This window comes from Vulgatibacter sp. (assembly GCF_041687135.1).
Lineage (GTDB): Bacteria > Myxococcota > Myxococcia > Myxococcales > Vulgatibacteraceae > JAWLCN01.
Genome location: NZ_JAWLCN010000015.1, coordinates 13237 through 34112 on the forward strand (window position 1 = coordinate 13237; position 20876 = coordinate 34112).

Annotated in this window: 18 protein-coding genes; 13 read left to right on the forward strand and 5 right to left on the reverse strand. The window is 71.3% G+C overall.

Translation table 11 applies throughout. The features are described 5' to 3' along the window. Nucleotides 1-12: 12 nt before the first annotated feature. Nucleotides 13-2499: a leucine--tRNA ligase gene (leuS, locus tag ACESMR_RS22495; RefSeq protein ID WP_373049381.1), complete on the forward strand. Its 2487-nt coding sequence runs from the start codon at nt 13-15 to the stop codon at nt 2497-2499. Beyond that, nucleotides 2496-3002, forward strand: coding sequence for an LPS assembly lipoprotein LptE (gene lptE / locus ACESMR_RS22500; RefSeq protein WP_373049382.1), 507 nt, complete (start codon nt 2496-2498; stop codon nt 3000-3002). The genes leuS and lptE overlap by 4 nt, the downstream gene beginning before the upstream one ends. 97 nt (nt 3003-3099) lie before the next feature. On the opposite strand, the gene rpsT is transcribed toward lptE, so the two are convergent. Together rpsT and mazG are read right to left on the reverse strand one after the other, a co-directional pair. Beyond that, a complete protein-coding gene (gene rpsT, locus ACESMR_RS22505) occupies nt 3100-3372 on the reverse strand; it encodes a 30S ribosomal protein S20 (protein WP_373049383.1) in 273 nt (90 codons plus the stop codon). Nucleotides 3373-3687: 315 nt separating this feature from the next. After that, nucleotides 3688-4524 carry a nucleoside triphosphate pyrophosphohydrolase gene (gene mazG, locus ACESMR_RS22510; protein ID WP_373049384.1) on the reverse strand — a complete coding sequence of 279 codons (837 nt, stop codon included), beginning with the start codon at nt 4522-4524 and terminating at the stop codon, nt 3688-3690. 179 nt (nt 4525-4703) lie between these two features. Between mazG and ACESMR_RS22515 the strand changes: the two genes are divergently transcribed. From ACESMR_RS22515 to prfB, 8 genes are all read left to right on the forward strand, one after another. Further along, entirely contained in the window at nt 4704-6731 is a 2028-nt protein-coding gene (locus ACESMR_RS22515) for a tetratricopeptide repeat protein (protein ID WP_373049385.1), read from the forward strand. Next, a complete protein-coding gene (locus ACESMR_RS22520) occupies nt 6731-7927 on the forward strand; it encodes a DUF4388 domain-containing protein (RefSeq protein WP_373049386.1) in 1197 nt (398 codons plus the stop codon). The genes ACESMR_RS22515 and ACESMR_RS22520 overlap by 1 nt, the downstream gene beginning before the upstream one ends. Before the next feature lie 127 nt (nt 7928-8054). Further along, the gene (locus tag ACESMR_RS22525; protein WP_373049387.1) at nt 8055-9101 is read left to right on the forward strand and encodes a PhoH family protein; all 1047 of its coding nucleotides are present in this window, start codon (nt 8055-8057) and stop codon (nt 9099-9101) included. 82 nt (nt 9102-9183) lie between these two features. Next, entirely contained in the window at nt 9184-11472 is a 2289-nt protein-coding gene (locus ACESMR_RS22530) for an HD family phosphohydrolase (RefSeq protein WP_373049388.1), read from the forward strand. A gap of 53 nt (nt 11473-11525) precedes the next feature. Beyond that, nucleotides 11526-12464 carry a PLP-dependent cysteine synthase family protein gene (locus ACESMR_RS22535; RefSeq protein ID WP_373049389.1) on the forward strand — a complete coding sequence of 313 codons (939 nt, stop codon included), beginning with the start codon at nt 11526-11528 and terminating at the stop codon, nt 12462-12464. Between the two features lie 6 nt (nt 12465-12470). Beyond that, entirely contained in the window at nt 12471-12998 is a 528-nt protein-coding gene (gene ybeY / locus ACESMR_RS22540) for an rRNA maturation RNase YbeY (protein ID WP_373049390.1), read from the forward strand. Next, on the forward strand, nt 12995-13390 hold the full coding sequence (locus ACESMR_RS22545) for a ribbon-helix-helix protein, CopG family (protein WP_373049391.1): 396 nt from the start codon (nt 12995-12997) through the stop codon (nt 13388-13390). The genes ybeY and ACESMR_RS22545 overlap by 4 nt, the downstream gene beginning before the upstream one ends. 107 nt (nt 13391-13497) lie before the next feature. Continuing rightward, nucleotides 13498-14617 (forward strand): peptide chain release factor 2 gene (gene prfB / locus ACESMR_RS22550; RefSeq protein WP_373049392.1). Its coding sequence is split into 2 segments (ribosomal slippage): nt 13498-13557 and nt 13559-14617, totalling 1119 coding nucleotides; the frame shifts between segments, so codons are not numbered across the junction. An 86-nt stretch (nt 14618-14703) separates the two neighbouring features. Here the strand turns inward: prfB and ACESMR_RS22555 are convergent. Then, nucleotides 14704-16386: a collagen-like protein gene (locus tag ACESMR_RS22555; protein ID WP_373049393.1), complete on the reverse strand. Its 1683-nt coding sequence runs from the start codon at nt 16384-16386 to the stop codon at nt 14704-14706. Between the two features lie 107 nt (nt 16387-16493). Continuing rightward, nucleotides 16494-16907: a hypothetical protein gene (locus ACESMR_RS22560; RefSeq protein ID WP_373049394.1), complete on the reverse strand. Its 414-nt coding sequence runs from the start codon at nt 16905-16907 to the stop codon at nt 16494-16496. 111 nt (nt 16908-17018) lie between these two features. On the opposite strand from ACESMR_RS22560, the gene ACESMR_RS22565 reads away from it, so the two are divergent. Next, a complete protein-coding gene (locus ACESMR_RS22565) occupies nt 17019-17648 on the forward strand; it encodes a sigma-70 family RNA polymerase sigma factor (RefSeq protein ID WP_373049395.1) in 630 nt (209 codons plus the stop codon). Next, nucleotides 17645-17992, forward strand: coding sequence for an anti-sigma factor family protein (locus ACESMR_RS22570; protein ID WP_373049396.1), 348 nt, complete (start codon nt 17645-17647; stop codon nt 17990-17992). The genes ACESMR_RS22565 and ACESMR_RS22570 overlap by 4 nt, the downstream gene beginning before the upstream one ends. Here ACESMR_RS22570 and ACESMR_RS22575 read toward each other — a convergent pair. After that, a complete protein-coding gene (locus ACESMR_RS22575; RefSeq protein ID WP_373049397.1) occupies nt 17989-19143 on the reverse strand; it encodes a hypothetical protein in 1155 nt (384 codons plus the stop codon). The genes ACESMR_RS22570 and ACESMR_RS22575 overlap by 4 nt on opposite strands. A gap of 185 nt (nt 19144-19328) precedes the next feature. On the opposite strand from ACESMR_RS22575, the gene lysS reads away from it, so the two are divergent. Further along, nucleotides 19329-20861 carry a lysine--tRNA ligase gene (gene lysS / locus ACESMR_RS22580; RefSeq protein WP_373049398.1) on the forward strand — a complete coding sequence of 511 codons (1533 nt, stop codon included), beginning with the start codon at nt 19329-19331 and terminating at the stop codon, nt 20859-20861. Nucleotides 20862-20876 lie beyond the last annotated feature (15 nt).

Below are 20876 nucleotides of genomic sequence, written 5' to 3' on the forward strand. Positions count from 1 at the left end.
AGCCATACCGTCATGCAGGAGCGCTACGAGCCCAGGGCAATCGAGCCGAAATGGCAGGACCGCTGGGAGCGGGAGAACCTCTTCGCCGCAGGGCAGCGCGGCGACCTTCCGAAGAAGTTCGTGCTCGAGATGTTCCCCTACCCGTCGGGCGCCATGCACATGGGCCACGTCCGCAACTACCTCATCGGCGACGTGATCGCCCGCTTCGCCCGGATGCACGGCTTCGACGTGCTCCACCCGATGGGCTGGGACGCCCTCGGCCTGCCTGCGGAGAACGCGGCGATCAAGGACAAGCGCCACCCCGCCGACCGCACCAAGGAGAACGTCGCCTCCTTCAAGGCGGAGATGAAGCGGATCGGCTTCAGCTACGACTGGTCCCGCGAGATCAACACCTCGCACCCCGAGTACTACCGGTGGAACCAGTGGTTCTTCCTCAAGTTCCGGGAGATGGGGCTGGTCTACAAGCGCCACGCCTCGGTCAACTGGTGCCCGGGCTGCAACACGGTGATCGCCAACGAGCAGGTGAAGGACGGCCTCTGCGAGCGCTCCGGCGATCCGGTGGTGATCCGCAAGATGCCGGAGTGGGCCTTCCGGATCACCCACTACTCCGAGCGGCTGCTGCAGAACCTCGACACGCTGAACGAGTGGCCGGACGAGGTGGTGAAGAAGCAGCGCAACTGGATCGGCAAGAGCGAGGGGACCGAGCTGGTCTTCGGCGTCGCCGGCGCCGACGAGAAGATTACCGTCTTCACCACCCGCTCGGACACCATCTTCGGCTGCACCTACGTCGTGGTCGCCCCCGATCATCCGCTCCTCGAGCGCATCGTACCCGAGGACCGCAAGGAGGGCGTGCGCGCCTTCGCGACCGAGCAGGCCCGCAAGGCCGCGGCGAAGGGGCGCGAGGAGGAACTCGAGAAGGAAGGCGTCGACACCGGCGCCAGGGCGATCCATCCCTTCACCGGCGCGGAGCTGCCGATCTGGGCTGCCAACTTCGTGGTCTCCGACTACGGCACCGGCGCGGTGATGAGCGTGCCCGCCCACGATCAGCGGGACTTCGAGTTCGCCAGGAAATACGGCCTGCCGATCCGCCAGGTGATCCAGCCGGTGGGCGCCGACCGGCTCCCCGCCGATCCCACCGAGGCCTTCACCGAGGACGGCCTCCTCGAGGGGAGCGACGGCTTCGACGGGATGACCTCGGCGCAGGCCCGCAAGGCGATCGGCGCGAAGGCGAAGGAGGGCGGCTTCGGCGGCCCCACCGTCACCTACCGGCAGCGCGACTGGGGCATCTCCCGACAGCGCTACTGGGGCACGCCGATCCCGATCGTCTACTGCCTGCAGTGCGATCCGAACGAGGAGGGGATCCCCGTCCCCTACGACCAGCTGCCGGTGCGCATGCCCGACATCGACGTCGCCGAGGTGCTCACCGGCAAGGGCGAGCCGCCGCTGGCGAAGGTGCCTGCGTTCATCAACACCACCTGCCCGACCTGCGGCGGTCCGGCGCGCCGGGAGGCGGAGACGATGGACACCTTCGTCGACTCCACCTGGTACTACGCCCGCTACGTCGATCCGCAGAACGACCAGCTCCCCTTCTCCCGGGAGATGGCCGACCGCTGGCTGCCGGTGGACGTCTACGTGGGTGGTCCCGAGCACTCCACGATGCACCTGCTCTACTTCCGCTTCTGGACCATGCTCATGAACGAGCTGGGCCTGACGCCGATGGAGGAGCCGGTCCGCCGCCTGATCACCCAGGGCATCGTCAACGGCCCCGACGGCAGGAAGATGTCGAAGCGCTGGGGCAACGTCGTCACCCCCGCCTCGATCATCGAGCGGCACGGAGCCGACGCGGCGCGGACCTTCGTCTCCTTCGCCGGCCCGCCGGACAAGGACATCGACTGGTCCGACGAGCAGGTGGAGGGCTGCGCCCGCTTCCTCCACCGCGTCTGGCGGATCGCCGCCGGCAACCACCGGCACGCCGGGGTGCAATACGACGGGCCCTTCGAGGGGAGGGCGCTCGAGATCCGGCGCGCCGCCCACAAGGCGCTCAAGCGCGTCACCGAGGACATCGAGCGCGTCTCCTTCAACACCGCGATCGCCCGGGCGATGGAGCTCGCCAACTTCATCGGCCCCATCGACGTGCAGACCGACGCCGAGAAGGCGGCGATGGCGGAGGCGGTGCGCCTGCTCGCGGCGATGCTCTCGCCGATCGCGCCGCACCTCGCCGACGAGATCGCCGAGGCCTACGGCGCCACCGCCTCGCTGCAGGCGCAGCGCTGGCCCCACTACGATCCGGCGCTCACCGTCGACGACACCGTGAAGTACGCCGTGCAGGTGAACGGCAAGCTCCGCGGCGAGGTCGAGGTGGCGATCGACGCGGGCGAGGACGAGGTGAAGGCGGCGGCGGAGGCCGACGAGAAGGTGCTGCCGCACCTGGCGGGCAAGCAGCTGCGAAAGTTCGTCTTCGTGAAGGGCCGCCTCTGCAACTTCGTGGTGAGCGGGTGAGGCGCGGGCTCCTGGGCGCGGTGGCCCTCGCTGCCGCGCTCGCCGGCTGCGGCTATCGTTTCGCCGTCGGTGGCCCCGGCCTCCCCGACGGCGTCGGCCAGGTCCACGTGCCGGTCTTCGCGAACCGATCCACCGACGCGGAGGCCGGCGCGATCTTCGCCGAGGCGATGGCGGAGGCGCTGGCCCGGTCGGGCCACGCCGGCGGTCCCTCGGCGCCTGCGCGCCTCGAGGGGACCGTCCTCTCCACCGCCTCCCGTCCCGCTGCCACCGGGCCCGACGGGCGCGACACGGGGCTCTACCGCCTCGAAGCGAGGCTGCGCGTGGAGCTGCTGCGGCAGGGGCAGCTCCTCTGCGTTCGCGAGATCGCCGGGGGGGAGGACTACCTGCCCGCCGCCGATCTGCTCGGCATCGAGGCCTCGCGCAGGCAGGCGCTCCGCCGGCTCGCCGGGCGGCTGATGGAGAGCGCGAGCGTCGAGCTCTGCGCGGTGGTGGCGGCAGAGTAGGGGAGGCGCCTGGCCGGGCCGGGCAGGAACACGAATAGCGGGTACAGCCGCAAGGCCGTCCCGCTATTTCGCGTTCGACGCCGGGAGGCGTCGGAAATTACGCCTGGGCGCTGGAGGCGTTGACGGCCTTGGCCAGACGGCTGACCTTCCGGCTCGCGCCACGGCCCTTGATGATGCCCTTGGCGGCAGCCTGGTCGATGGTCTTGGTCGCCTTGGCGAGGAGCGCGGTCGCGGTGGCGGAGTCGCCGCTGGCGGCGGCCTCGCGGACCTTCTTCATCGCCGTCTTCACGGTCGAGCGGATCGCGTTGTTGCGAACGTTGCGCTCGGCCGACTGGCGCATGCGCTTCACTGCAGACTTGGTATTGGCCACGTCTCATTTCCCCTTGGAAAGCGGCGCCTTGTAGCAGGCGCGGGACGTCGGTGTCAATGCCCGAACGTCGCCGGTACGGCACACCTTCTCCACCGGGCGCCCGCCTCCTCCCTCGTTTCGGGGATTCACTGCGGGGCTGTTGTGGGAAAAGGCGCCAGCGAAAGCAGAAACCCCCGCGATCTTCCGATCTTCCGCCCTGCTGCAAGATGCAGCAGGGTGGGGGCCTGCGCGAAAAATGCCCGAAAGACCGGGCGCAAACGTCCCCCTGCCCACCGCCAATCCACAGCTTCTGTGGGCAACCGATGGATCAGTCAATCAGCCGAGCTCCCCCTGCTTCTCGAGGGCCTTGGCCTCCTCCCAGAGCCGGTCCATCAGCTCCAGCGGCGCCACCTGCCCCGCGCCGAAGCCCTGCTCGTGGAGGCGTTCCTCGACCCAGAGGAAACGCCGCTCGAAACGGCCGACCGCCAGCCGGAGCGCGTCCTCCGCCGGGGTGCGGGCGTGGCGCGCCAGGTTCGCCAGGGCGAAGAGCACGTCGCCGAGCTCGTGCTCGATCGCCTTCGGATCGCCGGAGGCGAGGGCCTCGTCCAGCTCCGCCAGCTCCTCGTCCACCTTGGCCCGGACGCCAGCCAATTCCGGCCAGTCGAAGCCGATCCGCGAGGCCTTCTCGGTGATCCGCTCGGCGCGCAGGAGGCCCGGCGCGTGGCGCGGGACCCCCTCGATCACCGAGACCCGCTGGCCCTTCTTCCGTGCCTTCTCCGCGGCCTTGAGCTTCACCCAGTTGCGGCTCACCTCGTCGGCGTCGGTGATCGTGACGTCACCGAAGACGTGGGGGTGGCGGTATTCGATCTTGTCGGAGATGGCCCTGGTCACGTCGGCGAAGTCCCAGTCGCCGTTCTCCCTGGCGATCTCCGCGTGGAAGATCACCTGGAAGAGCAGGTCGCCCAGCTCCTCGCAGTGGTCGCGGCTGGAGTCGCCCTCCATCGCGTCGAGGACCTCGTAGGCCTCCTCCACCAGGTAGGGCTTGAGCGAATCGAAGGTCTGCTCCCGGTCCCACGGACAGCCGCCGGGGGCCCGGAGCCTGGCCATGATCCCGACGAGGCGCGTGATCTCCTCGGCGCTGCGCCGCCGGGTCTGCTCGAGTTCCTTCTCCACCACACACCTCCGGTCCGAATCGCCGGCGGCCATAGCAGCTTCCCGGCGCGGCGTCACCGCCCGGAACTTGCAACCCGCACGGGCGTGCTACGATGCGCCGGATCGCAGCCCTTGCTGCAGTCGGGGGAGAGGTCGTCTTGCGAAGCATGCGCCCCATCGCGCATCTGGCAGCAGCCTGGTTGGTCCTGTTCGCGGCTGCGGCGGTGGCGGAGACGCCCGCCCTTCCCGTGGCGGCGGAGGCTACCGGTGTCGCGGAGCCGAGCGAGGAGGCCTGGGGCGACGAGTGGTTCGACTCCGCGGCGAAGGAGCGGGCGAAGGCCTTCGAGCAGCAGCTGGTGGAGGAGGCTGGCGGGGCTGTCGGCGCGCCGGCCCCCGCTGCCGACGAAGAGCGTCCCGCGGCACAGGCCCCTGCACCGGAGCGTGCGATCGTGCCCCCGCTGCACGGTCCCGCCGATCTGCAGGCGGTCTGGCGCACGCGCCGTGAGGCGATCCTCCGGCAGGACGCCGCCACCGCGGCGGAGGCGGAGGCGAAGCTGCGCCGGCTCCTCGTCGAGCTCGACGTCCGCGAGGTCCACGCCTTCGCCGCAGCCACGGTGCGCGAGAGCCGCAAGCTGGAGGCCTCCGCGCCTGCTGCAGCCCTCGATCGCGCGCGCCTCGCGGTGGCCCTCGCCCCCTCGCTGCCTCTGACCCATCTGCAGCTCCTCCGCACCCAGCTCGCCGCGGACCCGACGGCCTTCGGCACGATCCTCGGGATCGCCGCGGATTGCGTGGCCGCGGGCCTGGGCGATCCGCGGCACGTGCGCCTCCTCGTGGTTGACCTGCTCGCTGCCCTCGGCGCAGCGCTGCTCCTCGCCGGCGCCATCGCGCTCCTCTTCCTCGCGGTGGCCCACTGCCGCAGCTTCCTCCACGACTTCCACCACCTCTTCCCGCGGCGGATCTCGCGGCTGCAGACCGGCCTCCTCGCTCTGCTCGCGCTCGCGCTGCCGATCGCCCTGGGGTTCGGCCCGCTGGTGGTGGCGGCCCTGGTGCTCGCTGCGATCTGGCTCTACCTCGATCGCGCCGAGCGCATCGCCCTCGGCCTCTGGCTCGCCCTCGCCGCGCTCCTGCCCGCCGGTGCCGGCTTCCTGGCAGCGCGCCTCGCCTGGGACGACACCCGCGCCGCGTCGCTCTACGCGGTGGAACGCGCCGGCGACTTCAGCTCGCTCCGCGGCCTGGCCGCCGTCGCCCGCGAGCCCGGAGCCGATCCCGAGACGATCTTCGTGGTGGCCCGGAGCCTCAAGCGCCTCGGCCAGCTCGAGGAGGCGCAGGCGCTCTACGAGCGGGCGCTGGAGAGCAGGCCCCGCTGGCCTGCGGCGCTGATCAACCTCGGCAACATCCGCTTCCTCCGAGGCGACGCGGAAGGAGCGGAGGAGCTCTACACCCGGGCGATCGACCTCGACCCCGGCATCGCCGCCGCCTACTTCAGCCTCTCCCGGGTCCACTACGACCGCGTCGACTTCACCCTCGGCCAGGCGGCCCGGACCCGGGCGATCGAGCTCGATCGGCGCCTGGTGGAGAAATACGCGGTCTCCGAGAACGGCAGCGCGCCGGCGAACCAGTACGTGGTCGACGTGCCCCTGCCCGACGAGGACCTGGCGAAGGTGGCGGCGCGCAGCGAGGAGCCACGTCGGCTCGAGCGGCAGCTCACCGCCGCGATCCTCGGGCCGATCCCCGGCGCTGCGGCGCCCTTCTCCGGCGGGGGCTTCGCGCTCCTGCTCGTCGTCTGGACCGGCTTCCTCGCCCAGCGGATCCGACCGGCGAGCGGCTGCTCCCGCTGCGGCAGGGCGGTCTGCTCCTCCTGCGATCCGGAGTCCGCAGGCGGAAACCTCTGCGGCCAGTGCGTCCACGTCTTCGGCAAGCGGGCCGCGGTCGAGGCCGCAGCCCGCGAGGCGAAGGAGCGCGCGGCGAAGGCGCACCAATCCCGCCGCAGCCTCTGGTTCCGGGCGGGGGCCCTCGTCCTCGCAGGTCCCTTCCTCTCCGGCAGGATCGGCCGCGGCATGGTCTTCCTGCTCCTCGGCTGGTTCCTCGTCTTCCTCGCTGCCTTCCCCGCCGGCGTGGTGCAGCCGGTCTACGAGGGCTGGCCCGCCGTCTGGAAGGTGGCGCTGCTCCTCCCGCCGATCGGCTCGATCTTCCTCCTCGCCTGGCGCGACGCGCGCGGAGGCCGCTGATGGCGCTCAAGGGCACGCTCAAGGATTTCGGCGTCGCGGAGATCCTCCAGCTCATCGCGCAGCAGACCAAGACCGGCGTCCTCCGTCTCCAGAACAAGGAGGAGGAGGTCCACGTCTGCTTCGACCAGGGCAACGTGATCCGCGCCGAGCAGGTCGCGGGCAAGGAGACCCACCTCCTCGGCTTCCGCCTGGTGCGCGCGGGCCTGATCACCGAGCGCGAGCTCGAGGACGCCCTCGAGGAACAGCGCCGGACCCTGAAGCGGCTGGGCGACGTGCTCGTCGCCAGGGGGACCGTGGGCCGCGACGAACTCCGGGAGATGGCCCAGCTGCAGGCCACCGAGACCCTCTACCGGCTCTTCACCTGGAAGAGCGGCACCTACGAATTCGAGGCGGGCGAGGTCGCCTGGGAGCGCGGCACGATCCACCCGATCCGCGGGGAGGCCATCCTCATGGAAGGCTTCCGCATGGTCGACGAGTGGCCGCTGATCCGGAAGAAGATCGGCTCCCGCCGGATGACCTTCGAGCGCCTCAAGGACTGGTCGCAGGCAGAAGCGGAGCAGCCCGCGGACGACGAGGGCTTCGACGCTGCCTTCGAGGCGAGCTTCGGCGGCGACGCGCCGGCGGCCCCCGGCGCCGCGGTGGAGCTCGGTCCCAACGAGCGGCGGGTCTTCGAGCTGGTGCAGACCGGCCGCACGGTCGAGCGCCTGGTCGAGCTCTCGCGGCTCGGCGAATTCGAGACCTGCAAGGCGCTCTTCAACCTGGTGGGCGCCGGCTACCTGCGCGCGATCGCGCCGCCGCGGGACGAAGGGGACGAGCAGCCCGGCGCCGGCATGGTGCGGGCCCTGGCGGAGCAGGGCGCGAGCTTCGCGCTCCGCGTGGCGGTCTCGGTGGCGATGCTCGGCCTCCTCACCGGCATCGTGCACCTGGTCCGCGCCGACGAGGCCGCAGGGGGGCCCGGCGGGATCCGGGTGGAGGAGACGGCGGCCCAGCGCCTCGTCGGCCACGCGCAGCTCGCGCGGATCAGCGGGGCGCTCGAGGTCTACCGCCTCGAGGCGGGCCACTACCCCGAGGCGCTCGACGAGCTGCTCGAGGCCGAGCTCCTCGCCGAGCGCGACCTCCGCTACCCGTGGCACGAGCGCTACCACTACCGGCGCACGGCGGACGATGCCTTCGTCCTGCTGCCGCCTTTCGAGTAGCGCGCAGAAAACGGCCTTGCGCCGGCGGTGGGCGAGTCGGAAGCTTGCGGGGTGAAGCGGGCCGCGGTGGGGAAGGGAACCTGCCGGATCCAGGTTCTCGCTTTTCCTGTTTGCACCGAGGAGTCTCTTGGCCGAAGCCACCTATCGCGTCGAACTCGACGACACCGCCCTGGTCCAGACCCTTGCCGGCGCCCACAACGAGCATCTGAAACTGCTCGAGCGCCGCACCGGCGCCCGCATCAGCAACCGCGGGACCACCTTCACCGTGGTCGGCGACGAGCCCCAGGCCCAGCTCGCCGAGCGGGTGCTGCGTGAGCTCTACGGGCTCCTGCGCGCGGGCTACCCCCTCTACCCCGAGGACGTGGAGCAGGCCGCCAAGGTCCTCTCCGCCCGCAAGGACGTCTCCCTCAAGGAGATCTTCCTCGACACGGTCTACATCTCGAGCCGCAACCGCGTGGTCGCACCCAAGGGGCTCGGCCAGAAGCGCTACATCGATGCGATCCGCAGCCACGACATCACCTTCGGCATCGGTCCCGCCGGCACCGGCAAGACCTACCTGGCGATGGCGATGGCGGTGGCGGCCCTCGCCGAGCGCAAGGTGAAGCGCATCGTGCTCTGCCGTCCCGCGGTGGAGGCGGGCGAGCGGCTGGGCTTCCTTCCCGGCGACATCGCCGAGAAGGTGAACCCCTACCTGCGTCCGCTCTACGACGCGCTCAACGACATGATGGATCTCGAGAAGGCCGCCGGCCTGATCGAGAAGGGGACCGTCGAGGTCGCGCCGCTCGCCTTCATGCGCGGCCGCACCCTGAACGACTCCTTCGTCATCCTCGACGAGGCGCAGAACACCACGCCGGAGCAGATGAAGATGTTCCTCACCCGCCTCGGCTTCGGCTCGAAGGCGGTGATCACCGGCGACATCACCCAGGTCGATCTTCCCTCGGGCCGCACCTCCGGGCTGGCAGACGCCTCGGAGGTCCTCACCGACGTGGAGGGGATCGCCTTCTGCCGCTTCACCGAGGTGGACGTCGTCCGCCACCCGCTGGTGCAGCAGGTGGTCCTCGCCTACGAGGCCTCCGACGCCCGCAAGGCGGCACGGAAGGCGGCCGACGCCTGGGCCCGCAAGGAGCGGGAGCGCGCTCGCGACGGCGAGGAGGCGGCGTCAGCCGCCGAGTGATTCACATCCCGTGAACGATGCACTGCGTTGACGGGGCCGGTCGTCCCTGCGACGATCCGGCCCCGATGGAACGCCACCCACCATGACCCAGGCTCCCAAGCCAGCCGGCGCCCTGCGCGACCGCCTCGGGCAGCTCACCGATCGCGTGGTCGGGGTGCTCCTCCTCCTCGCCCTTGCAGCAGCAGCCTCCGTCGCCCTGGCGCCGGGGCTCTTCGCGCAGCGCGTGCCCTACGAGGACGCCGACCTCGGCAGCGTAGCCAGCGGCACCCTGAAGGCCAACCGCGACTACGACATCCCCGACGAGGAGACCACCCGGCGCAAGCGCGAGGAGGCGGTCGCCGCGGTGCGGGCGGTCTACGAACACGACGCAGCCGGGCTCGCTGGCGCGCTGGAGCGGATCGGCGCCGGCTTCTCCCTGGCCCGGCAGCTGGCCGCGGACCCCGCTGCCCTGGCAGGCGCCCGCGGCGAGATCGAGCGGGCCCTGGGGGCCCGGCTCGAGGACGCCGAATTCGAGGTGCTGGCGAAGGCCGGCTTCTCCGCCGAGACGCAGGAGGCGGTGACCGAGCTGGTCGCCGGCGCGATGCGCGAGATGGTGGTGGGGGATCGCGAGGAGCTCTCCCAGCACCGCGACCGTGGCATCGCCATCCTCCGCCGCAGCGGCGGGGGCCGGATCGCGGAGGAGGTCCTCTCCGACGTCTCCGGGATCCGGGATCTCTCCCGGGTCCGCGACGGCATCGACGCCGAGGCGAAGGAGCTCGCCGGCATCTCGCCGGAGGTGCGGCGCGCCGTGGCCAACCTCGCCCGGCGCGAGATCCGGGTGAACTTGAAGCACGACCCCGACCTCACCAGGGAGCGGCGCGAGGATGCCGCCGCTGCGGTGAAGCCGGTGGTGATCCAGCTGAAGAAGGGCGAGAAGGTCATCGGCGACGGCGAGCGGATCGAGGAGCGCCACCTCGTGATCTTCCGGGGGATGCGCGCCCAGGCGCAGAGCGGCGACGTCGCCCAGATCCGCATCGGCGGCGCGCTCTTCGCTTCCCTGGTCGTGGTGGTGCTCGCCGCCTTCGGCGCGGGGCTCTCGCGCCTGCGCCTCGGCAGGAAGGATCTGCTCCTCCTCGCCTCGGTGCTGGTGGCCACGCTCTTCCTCGCCGATCTCTGGATCGCCGTGGCGGACGTGCTCCGCGAGCGCACGCCCGAGATCCCGGTGGAGGCGTGGACCTACGTGATGCCCTTCGCCGCAGCGGCGATGCTGGTGCGCTTCGTAGTGGGCGCCGAGGCGACGTTGCTCTTCGCGGTGGGGCTCTCGGCGCTGGCAGGCGTCCTCGCCGGCAACTCGCTCCCCGCGGCGTCCTTCACGCTCGTGGGCTGCATCGCCGGCGCCGCGCGGATCCCCCGGGCGCGGGATCGTGCCGGCGTCTTCCGGGCAGGCCTCTTCGCCGGCCTCGCCCAGGCCTGCGCGGTGCTCTGCTTCGCGCTCTTCAGCGGCAGGATCGCCTCCTGGGACGTGGTGATCGACGCGGTGGCGGCGCTGATCGGCGGCGCCATCTTCGCGCCGGTGCTGGTGATGTCGCTCCTGCCGCTGGTGGAGGGGCTCTTCCGCTACACCACCGACCTGCGGCTGCTCGAGCTCGCCAACCTCAACCATCCGGCGCTCAAGGAGCTGATCGTCCAGGCGCCCGGGACCTACCACCACTCGATCATCGTCGGGACGCTGGTGGAGGGGGCCGCCGAAGCGATCGGCGCCAATCCGCTCCTGGCCAAGGTCTGCGCCTACTACCACGACCTCGGAAAGGGCCGGAACCCGCTCTATTTCGGCGAGAACCAGAAGGGCAGCAACCGGCACGACGATCTGCCGCCGGAGGAGTCGGCGCGGCTGATCATCGAGCACGTGCAGCGGGGGCTCGAGATCGCCCGGAAGTACAACCTGCCGAAGCAGGTGGCCGACGGGATCCCCGAGCACCACGGCACCCGCCTCGTCGGCTACTTCTTCCACAAGGCGCTCAAGGCCCGGGAGGCCGGCGGCCCGCAGGTGGACCCCGACCTTTTCCGCTACGCGGGCCCCAAGCCGCAGTCGCGGGAGACGGCGCTGATCATGATGGCCGACGCGGTGGAGGCGGCGTCGCGGGCGATGCCGGATCCCTCGCCGGAGAAGCTCGAGGCCCTGGTCCAGAAGCTGATCAACGGGATCTTCTCCGACGGCCAGCTCGACGAATGCGACCTCACGCTCAAGGATCTCTCGGCCATCGCCCGGAGCTTCTGCAGGACGCTGGGCGGCATCTACCACTCGCGGCCCGACTACCCGGCCGCGGCGAAGGGGCCGCAGGCGCAGCTCGAAGCTGGCGCCGGCACCTCGGCGAACAAGGTCGCGCGGTAGGCGTACTTCCGGTCGGTTGCCCGGGCGCGTGCGAGAGGGCAGAGTTGCGCCCCATGTCGCAGCGAAACCTCAAGCCCTGGCTCTCCCGCATCGCCTCCAACACCCCCACCGTGCCGATCGCCGACGCCGACAGCGGCTGCACGATCTGGCTCAAGCTCGAATACCTGTGTCCCTCGGGCTCGACCAAGGACCGCGTGGCGACCTTCGTCCTCTCCCACGCCGTGGCGAGCGGCGCGCTGGGGCCGGATTCGGTGGTGGTCGAGGCCTCGAGCGGCTCCACCTCGATCGCCTTCGCTGCGGCCTGCGCCATGGTCGGCGTGAAGTTCGTGGCCGTGATGCCCCGGGGCGTCAGCGGCGAGCGACTCCTCATCATCCGGCGCTACGGCGGCGAGGTGATCCTCACCGATCCCGAGCGCGGGGTCCTCGGCTCGATCGAGGAGACCCGGGCGATGGCGGCGAAGGATCCGCACATCTACCTGCCCCGGCAGTTCGAGAACCCCTTGAACGCCATCGCCCACCAGCGCGCCACCGGCCCCGAGCTCCTCGCGCAGGTGGACGGCACCATCCACGGTTTCGTCGCCGGCGTCGGCACCGGCGGCACGCTGATGGGGATCGCCTCCGCCCTGCGCGAGGCGGGCCACCCCACGCGGATCGCCGCCGCGAAGCCGGAGAAAGGCGTCTGCTTCGAGGGGCAGCCCGAGATCTGCGGCGGCATCCCCGGGGTGGTCGACGGCCTCTCGGCGATCCTCGACGCGGAGAAGATCGGCCTCGAGGAGCCGATCCGGGTGAGCGATTGGGAGGCGGTCTCCGCTGCCCGGGAGCTCTGCAAGCGCGGTTTCCCGGTGGGGCCCTCGAGCGGGTTGAACTACGCCGCGGCCAGGAAGTTGGCGCTCGAGCTCGGACCGGGGCACAACGTAGCCACCGTGCTCTGCGATCGGATGGAGCGGTATTTCTCCACCGACCTCTTCGCCGATCTGCAGAAGAAGGGATAGCGCCCCTTGGCCACCGTCCACCTCAACCTCGAGCACCCCGAAGGCGGCTACGCCGCCCGCGTGGTCCGCGCCAGGGCCCACGAGTATCTCGACAAGCTCGGGATGCAGGGCGCCGAGGTCTCGATCCTGCTCACCACGGATCCGCGGATCCGCAAGCTCAACAGGCAGTTCCGGGGGAAGGACAAGGCCACCGACGTGCTCTCCTTCCCTGCAGGGGATCTCCCCTCGATCCCCGGCGTGCCGCTCTTCGTCGGGGATGTCGCCATCTCCCTCGACACCGCCAGGCGCCGCGCCGTCGAGGACGGCAGGAGCCTCGCCTTCGAACTGTCGCGGTATCTCGCCCACGGTCTGCTGCATCTGCTCGGCTACGACCACGAGAAGTCGGAGCGGGCGGCGCGGGTGATGGCCCGCAGGGAGGCGGAGCTGCTGGGGGTCCCCGGCATGCTCGACGACGCCAGCGGCGTCGGGCCTTCTCGCGAGAAGAAGAGCCGGGTAGAAGGGGAGGGGCGGCCGCCCCGTCGGAGGAAGCCATGAGCAGCCAGTTCGAGATCGATTACGACGCAGAGGCCGTTTGGCTCGACGAGAAGTGGTTCACCCGCGACGAGCTCGCCGGCAGGATCAAGTCGATGATCGAGGGCGGCGACTACCGGCTCGCCCGTCCGTCCGCAGCGTTGGAACGGCTCGAGTCGGCGATGGCGCAGGCGCGGGTGGTGGCGGCCCGGGTGGCCCCGGAGCTCGCCGAGGCGGTGGAGCAGGCTGCCGACGACGCGGGGCGACCGGTGAGCGCGCTCATCCGCGAGGCCCTCGCCTACTACCTCTCCGCGCAGGCCGCAGAGGCAAGGCCCGCCGGCGAGGATTTTCCGGTGGTGGAGGAGCACGTGGCCCTCGACGACCCGGAGATGGAGAAGAGCCTGCTCGCGCGTTGAGGCGATTCTCGGTATGAGGGGCGCTCCGCTCCTTTCCTGCAGCGGGCAGGAAGGGCGGGGCGCTTCGTGTTCCTCTACATCCAACCGACCCCAGGAGAAGTTTCGAGATGGCTGACGATATCCGCGGGCGAATCGAAGACCTGAAGACGCGGCTCGAATCGCTCCGGAGGGGGCTTTGACGTAGAGCCCCAGCGCCGCCGCGTCGACGAGATCGAGCAGTTGTCCGTGCAGCCCGACTTCTGGAACGACCAGAAGCAGGCGCAGGCCCTCACCAAGGAGAAGTCCCGCTGCGAGGACGTGGTGAAGGCGTGGGACAAGGAGTGGAACGGGCTGGAGGATGCGCAGGCGCTCCTCGAGCTCGCCGAGGAGGCGGACGACGAGGAGACGAGGACCGAGGCGGCAGCCTCCTTGGACGCCCTCGAAGAAGGGGTCCGCGGCCTCGAGTTCCGCCGCATGCTCTCCGGGCAGAACGATCGCGCGGACGCCATCATCGAGATCAACTCCGGCGCCGGCGGCACCGAGTCGATGGACTGGGCCTCGATGCTCCTGCGCATGTACACGCGCTATTGCGAGCGCCGGGGCTGGGAGGTGGAGATCGCCGACTACACCGAGGGCGAAGAGGCGGGGCTCAAGTCCTGCTCGATCCTCGTGCGCGGCGAATACGCCTACGGCTTCCTCAAGGCGGAGGCGGGTGTGCATCGCCTCGTTCGGATCTCGCCCTTCGACGCGGCGGCAAGGCGGCAGACCTCGTTCACCTCGGTCTTCGTCTACCCGGACATCGAGGAGGACATCGAGATCGACATCAACCCTGCCGACGTCCGCACCGACTACTACCGGGCCTCCGGCGCCGGCGGGCAGAAGGTGAACAAGACCTCGTCGGCGGTGCGCCTCACCCACGAGCCCACCGGCATCGTGGTGGCGGTGCAGAACGAGCGCTCCCAGCACAAGAACAAGGACATCGCCTGGAAGATCCTCCGGGCGCGTCTCTACGAGCTCGAGGAGAAGAAGCGCAACGCCGAGAAGCAGGCGCTCGAGGAGACCAAGAGCGACATCGGCTGGGGCAACCAGATCCGCTCGTACGTGCTCGCTCCCTACCGGCTGGTGAAGGACATCCGCACCGGCGAGGAGACGGGGCAGGTGGACAAGGTCCTCGACGGCGAGCTGCAGGCCTTCCTCGAGGCCTATCTGCTCGGGAAGAAGAACCCGAGCAAGGCGCTGCCGGAGTAGCTCGGCGCCTCGCGCCGGAACGAGAAGGCCCGCCACCGGCTGCTGCCGGGGCGGGCCTTTTCTGCTTCTGCCGTTCGGCGGAGCGATCAGGGGAGGAGCAGGAGCTCGGGCTCCGGCGCCACCCGGGTGATGACGTGGCCGGCGCCGCCGGCGGTGGGGGCGACGAGGGGGCCGCCGAAGGTGACCTGGCCGCCGCCGAGCCCGCCGTTGCCGCCGCAGGCGCCGCCGCCGTTGCCCACGTTGGTGAAGGTGCCCCCGACGGCGTTCGCTCCCGCAGCGCCGCCGAGGGCCTGCACGGTGCCGGTGACCGTGGGGGAGAGCGACGAGAGGAGCTGGACGATACCGCCGCCACCGCCGCCGCCGGCGCCCTCGCCGTTGCCGCCGCTGGTGGAGGGGCTGGCGCCGTTGCCGCCGTTGGCGCGGACGGTGCCGCCGATGGTGAGGCCGGTCTTGCCGAGGAGGGTGATCACGCCGCCGGCGCCGCCGCCGGTGCCGATGACGTCCACGGCGCCGGTGCCATTGGCGCCGTTCGCGTTGACGATGGCGCCGGCCATGATCCGCAGGTCGCCGCCGGCGAGGAGGGCGACGGTGCCGCCGCCCTCGCCGCCAGCGCCGTTGGTGGGGCGTGCGCCGGCGCCGGCGCCGGGGAGCTGTCCGACGGGGAGGGTCGCTGCCGGGGGGGCAGCGAGGCCGATGCCGCCGTGGTGGAGGCCGGCGCCGCCCCTGGCGACGCCCTGCGGTGCGGAGCCGCCGGGCGTGGCGACGGCGCCTGGCGCAACGGTGATGGTGCCCGTCACGGTGATTTCGCCGGTGGCGCGGATCACGGTGCCGGAGGGGACGATCAGGTTGCCCGCGATGGTGATGGAGGTGAACTGCAGATTCGCGCCGGCGGGGAGGGAGGCGTAGGCGGCGGTGGTGGTGAGGTCGAGCGTCTGGCCGAGGGCGAGGGAGAGGGAGCCCGCGGAGCCGTCGCCATAGATGCGCTGGGAGCCGGACAGGCCCGGGGAGCCGGCCTCGCCCTGCGGGCCCTGCGGCCCCACCGGGCCGACGTCGCCCTGCGGACCGATGGCGCCCTGCACGCCCTGCGGCCCCTGCGGGCCGGTGTCACCCTGGAGGCCCTGCGGTCCGATCGGGCCGGTGAGGCCCTGCTCGCCCTGCGGCCCCTGCGGGCCGATGTCGCCGCGGGGGCCCTGGGCGCCCTGCGGACCGGCCTCGCCCTGCGGGCCGACCGGGCCCTGGATCCCCTGGGGGCCGACGGCGCCGTTGCAGACGAGGCGGGTGAGGCTCTCGTCGATCTCCACGTCGTCGAGGAGGCCGCTGGCGTCGAGGTCGAGGCCCGCCTCGATTCGCACGCCGCCGGTGGGGCAGCCCTCGCCCGGCGCCTCCGGCGTGTTGCGGAAGAGGGCGTGGAGCCCTGCGGCGCCGGTGGCGCCCTGCGGGCCCTCGACGCCGTTGCAGACGTAGCGGCGCGTGGATCCGTCGATCTCGCCGTCGGCGAGGAAGCCGTCGCCGTCCCCGTCGAGGCCGGAGACGAGCAGCGTCCCACCGGCGGGGCAGTTGGCGCCGGCGGGCTCCTCCGCCGTGCGGGTGAGGGCGTTGCGGCCGTTCACGCCGGCGGGACCCACGGGGCCGATGGAACCGGCGGGGCCCGCGGGGCCGGCGTCACCGGTGTTGCCGGTGTCGCCCATTTCGCCTGCGCAGGCGGTGAAGAGCAGAGCGGTGGAGAGGAGCACGCGCGTCGCACGTGCAGGCGGCAGAATCGAGGACATCCGGACTCCCGTGGAATGGACGCGCGCACCCTCTTGCGAGTCGGCCCCGGAGGTCAAGGGGCGATGGGTGCAAGCGGATGACGCGTGCTGTGGGAGATTCGCCGCGGCTACTCCTTGGCGGGCTCAGGCGGCGCGGTGGCGCGGGGCGCCAGACCGAAGGCGGAGCGGAGGAGCACGTCGCCCTTCTCGAAGCGGATGGTGGGGCCCTTGCCGAAGAGCGAATCGACCTCCTGCGGATCGACGGCGTTCGGGGTGACCACCAGCTGCGGCAGCGGGCGCTGCGCGAGCTTCTCCGGCGAGAGCGGCTCGCCGGCGGCGATCGGCTCGGTGACGATCACCGCCTGGGCGAGGCCGTACTCCGCCGCCAATTCCTTCTGGCGGAGGTTGAGCGCCACCCAGGCGACGAAGCCGGCGATCATCGAGGCGAGGGCGAGGCCGACGACGAAGCCGACGACCATGCCGCCGGTGATCTCGGGCCATTTGTACTTGCGGGGCTGCTGCTGTTCGGTCTGGGGAGTCATGGCGGCGCGCAAGCTAACAGGTTTCGTCTCGCCGGGGGGCCGATCGAGGCGGAACCTTCGGCGCCCGCCCGTTGTCCGATAGGGTGAAGGCCCTGCAGCCGAGGAGGACCGATGGCGGAATCCGACGGAGCGGTGGTGATGCCGATCGCGGCCCCACCCGGCGCCACCGCAGGGGAGGGGGCGGACGTCTTGCTCGCCCGGGCGCGGCGCGGCGACGAGCGCGCCTTCGCGGCGCTGCTCCGGCTCCACCAGGACCGGGTCTACGATCTGCTGGTGCGCATGCTCGGCGACAAGGCGGAGGCGGAGGACGTGACCCAGGAGGTCTTCCTCGCCTTCCACCGGGCGCTGCCGCGGTTCCGCGGCGAGAGCCGCGTCTCCACCTGGCTCTTCCGGATCGCGAAGAACCACTGCCTCAACCGGATCAAATACCTCGGCCGCCGGGGGGCGTCCCGGCAGGTGCCCCTCGAGGACGCCGACGATCCTGCGGCGGCGGAGGGGCCCGAGCGGCCCGACCGCACCCTCGAGCGGCGGCGGACCGACGAGCGGGTCCAGGCCGCGATCGCCGCGCTCCCGGAGGAGCAGCGGCTGGTGGTGGTGCTCCGGGAGATCGAGGGGCTGAGCTACGAGGAGATCGCCGAGGTCCTCGAGCAGCCCGAGGGAACCGTGAAGTCGCGCTTGCACCGCGCCCGCCTCGCGCTGGCGCGGAGCCTCGCTGCACCGGCGGAGGAAAAGGCACCGTGAACACGCACCAGGAAGTGATCGAGCTCTTCTCGCCCTACGTCGACGCGTCGCTGCCCGCAGCGCAGGAGGCTGCCTTCGAGGCCCACCTCGCGCAATGCGGCCCCTGCCGCGCCGAGTACGCGGGCTTCGCGGAGGCGGTCGCGCTGGTCCGGGAGCTGCCGCGCCACCGGCTCCCCGCCGCCTTCGGCCGCAGGGTCCTCGCGCGCACCAGGACGGAGCGGCGCCGCCGCCTCTCCCGGATCCGGGAGCTGGTCCTGCCGGTCTTCCCCGCAGGCGTCGCGGTGCCGTTGGTGCTCGTGGCGGCCCTCGCCGCCCTGGTCGTGCTCCTCTTCCTCTCGATCTAAGCCCCGACGCAGGCGCCCTCGACGCAGATCTCGCCCTGCAGGCAGCAGCCATCGCCGCAGCACGAGGAGCGCGGGGCGCAGAAGCGCCCCTCGCCGCAGCAGGCGGCGCCTGCAGGGGCGCAGCTGCCGTCCGCGCAGGTCACCGGCCAGGCGCCGCCGCAGTCGGGGTTGGCCCGAGAAGGCCCGACGCAGCGCCCCTCCTCGCAGACCTCGCCGGAGACGCAGCAGGCGCTCTCGCCACAGCAGGTGCCGCTCTCGCAGATCCTGCCGCCGCCGCAGCAGCTGCCGCCGATCGGCGCGCAGGCGCCGTCGGGGCAGGGGATCGGCCTGCCGGGATCGCTGCACGCCGCCTGGGCGCCGGGCACGCAGCGCCCGGCGACGCAGGCCTCGAAGGCGGTGCAGCAATTTCCGTCGCCGCAGCAGGTGCCGGTCCTGCAGAAGCGCCCCTCGCCGCAGCAGTCGGCGCCCGCCGGCGCGCAGCTCCCGTCGGGACAGGCCTGGGGATACGACCCGCCACACGCAGGAGATGCCTCGCAGACGCCGTCCGCGTTGCAGATCTCGCCCTCGCCGCAGCAGCCCGTCCCGCAGCAGACGCCGCCAGCGCAATGGGTGCCGTCCCCGCAGCAGCTCGCCGCCTCCGGTGCGCAGGTGCCGTCGGGGCAGGCCTGCGGCAGATCCGCGGGACAGGACGGCACCATGCGCTCCGGCTGCATCCAGGCAGCGCCCAGCACCCTGGCGAGGCGCCGCCGCGCTCCTTCCCGCGCCGGGCCGCCGGCACCGATCGCCTCCACCAGCCCGCGGCGCTCCGCAGCCTGCGCCTCCAGGTCCGCCAGCGCTGCGCGGAAGGAGGCGTCGTCGAGCTCGCAGCGGTTGCGCCGCTCGCACCGGTCGGCTGCGCCCTGGGTGATCTCCACCAGCTCGGTCCGTGCCAGCTCGAGGAGCGGGTCGAAGTTCGCCGGCCGATCGCTCCCCGCAGCCGCAGCGGCGGGCGCGGGGAAGCGCCGGTCCAGCACCGCGGCGCAATCGAGCGGTTCGATCTTCCCCAGCTCCGGCCTGCCGGCGAGGGCGCAATCCACCAGCTCCGGCGCCTGCGGCGTGGGCCTCGGGCAGGCGGCGAGGGCGAGTAGGAGGAGCGGGGCGAAGCGACGCACGATGGCCTCCGGGCCTGGTGGAGTCCCACCGCTTAGCAACCGCGTTCCACCCGGGCAAGCACCACCCTCAGTCGCCTTGACGGCACCTGTGCCGCCCACTAGTGTGCGCCGCTTCTTTCGTTCCAAGTCCGCGAGGTGACGGGGCTTTCGCTGCTCTGTGCCGCTGCCGCGAAGGAGAAGATCGGATGGCAGAGAACGAGACCCCCGCAGGCTCGTCGTCCCTTGATGCACAGCGCGCCCTCCGCCTCAAGAAGGCGGACGAGCTGCGCGAGCGCGGGATCAACCCCTGGGGCAACGGCCGCGAGGTGCCCCACACCGCAGGTGGGGTGAAGGCCCATTTCGGCGACCAGCCCACCGAGACCATCGAGCAGGACACCACCACCTGGTCGGTGGCCGGCCGGGTGATGATGGTCCGGACCTTCGGCAAGATGGCCTTCGTCGTCCTGCGCGATCGCACCGGCGACATCCAGGTCCAGCTCCGCAAGGACAAGCTCGGCGACGACGGCTACGGGCTGCTCAAGCTCCTCGACATGGGCGACATCGCCGCCGCTTCCGGCACCGCGACGAGGACCAGGACCGGTGAGATCACCATCGTCGCCGGCGAGTGGACCATCCTCACCAAGTCGCTCCGCCCGCTTCCCGAGAAGTGGCACGGCCTCGAGGACGTGGAGGCCCGCTACCGCCAGCGCTACCTCGATCTCGCCACCGACCCGCAGACCCGCGAGGTCTTCCGCAAGCGCTCGAAGCTGGTGCAGTACATCCGCCGCTTCCTCGACGGCAGGGACTTCATGGAGGTCGAGACGCCGATGATGCACCCGCTCGTCTCGGGTGCAGCGGCGAAGCCCTTCACCACCCACCACAACGCCCTCGACATCGACCTCTACATGCGCATCGCGCCGGAGCTCTATCTCAAGCGGCTGGTGGTCGGCGGCTTCGAGCGGGTCTACGAGATCAACCGGAACTTCCGGAACGAGGGGCTCTCGACCAGGCACAACCCCGAGTTCACCATGCTCGAGTTCTACATGGCGCACGCCACGTACGACGAGCTGATGGACATGACCGAGGAGATGATCGCCGGCGCCGCCGAGGAGATCTGCGGCACCACGAAGATCACCTACCAGGGCCACGAGATCGACTTCGGCAAGGGCTGGCGGCGGATCTCGATGGCCGACGCGGTGCTCGAGTCCACCGAGGGCAGGCTGCAGGAGGCCGATCTCCACGATCCGGAGAAGCTCAAGCGCGTGCTCCTCGAGACCTTCAAGGGCACCGACGCCGAGCGCAAGGAGATCGACCTGATGGACGTGGGCTCGCTCGTCGGCGCGCTCTTCGAGGAGCATGCCGAGCACAAGCTCGTTCATCCCACCTTCATCACCCAATTCCCCACCGTGATCAGCCCGCTCGCCCGCAAGAACGAGCAGAATCCGGCCTATACCGACCGCTTCGAGCTCTACTGTGCAGGCAGGGAAATCGCGAACGCCTTCTCGGAGTTGAACGACCCGATCGACCAGCAGGAGCGATTCGAGAAGCAGCTGGAGGCGAAGAGCCGGGGCGCCCAGGAGACGATGGACTTCGACGCCGACTACATCGCCGCCCTCGAGCACGGCATGCCCCCGACCGCAGGGGAGGGCATCGGCATCGATCGCCTCGCCATGCTCCTCACCGACGCGGCCTCGATCCGCGACGTGATCCTCTTCCCGCTGCTCAAGCCCCGCACGTAAACGGGGCATCGCCCA

Excerpts from the sequence above, each read along its gene's own strand:
- ACESMR_RS22520 (WP_373049386.1), top strand. The coding sequence starts at position 6,731 with ATGGCGCTCAAGGGCACGCTCAAGGATTTCGGCGTCGCGGAGATCCTC.
- ACESMR_RS22555 (WP_373049393.1), bottom strand. The coding sequence starts at position 16,386 with ATGTCCTCGATTCTGCCGCCTGCACGTGCGACGCGCGTGCTCCTCTCC.
- leuS (WP_373049381.1), top strand. The coding sequence starts at position 13 with ATGCAGGAGCGCTACGAGCCCAGGGCAATCGAGCCGAAATGGCAGGAC.
- ACESMR_RS22560 (WP_373049394.1), bottom strand. The coding sequence starts at position 16,907 with ATGACTCCCCAGACCGAACAGCAGCAGCCCCGCAAGTACAAATGGCCC.
- ACESMR_RS22565 (WP_373049395.1), top strand. The coding sequence starts at position 17,019 with ATGGCGGAATCCGACGGAGCGGTGGTGATGCCGATCGCGGCCCCACCC.
- ACESMR_RS22530 (WP_373049388.1), top strand. The coding sequence starts at position 9,184 with ATGACCCAGGCTCCCAAGCCAGCCGGCGCCCTGCGCGACCGCCTCGGG.
- ACESMR_RS22545 (WP_373049391.1), top strand. The coding sequence starts at position 12,995 with ATGAGCAGCCAGTTCGAGATCGATTACGACGCAGAGGCCGTTTGGCTC.
- ACESMR_RS22535 (WP_373049389.1), top strand. The coding sequence starts at position 11,526 with ATGTCGCAGCGAAACCTCAAGCCCTGGCTCTCCCGCATCGCCTCCAAC.
- lysS (WP_373049398.1), top strand. The coding sequence starts at position 19,329 with ATGGCAGAGAACGAGACCCCCGCAGGCTCGTCGTCCCTTGATGCACAG.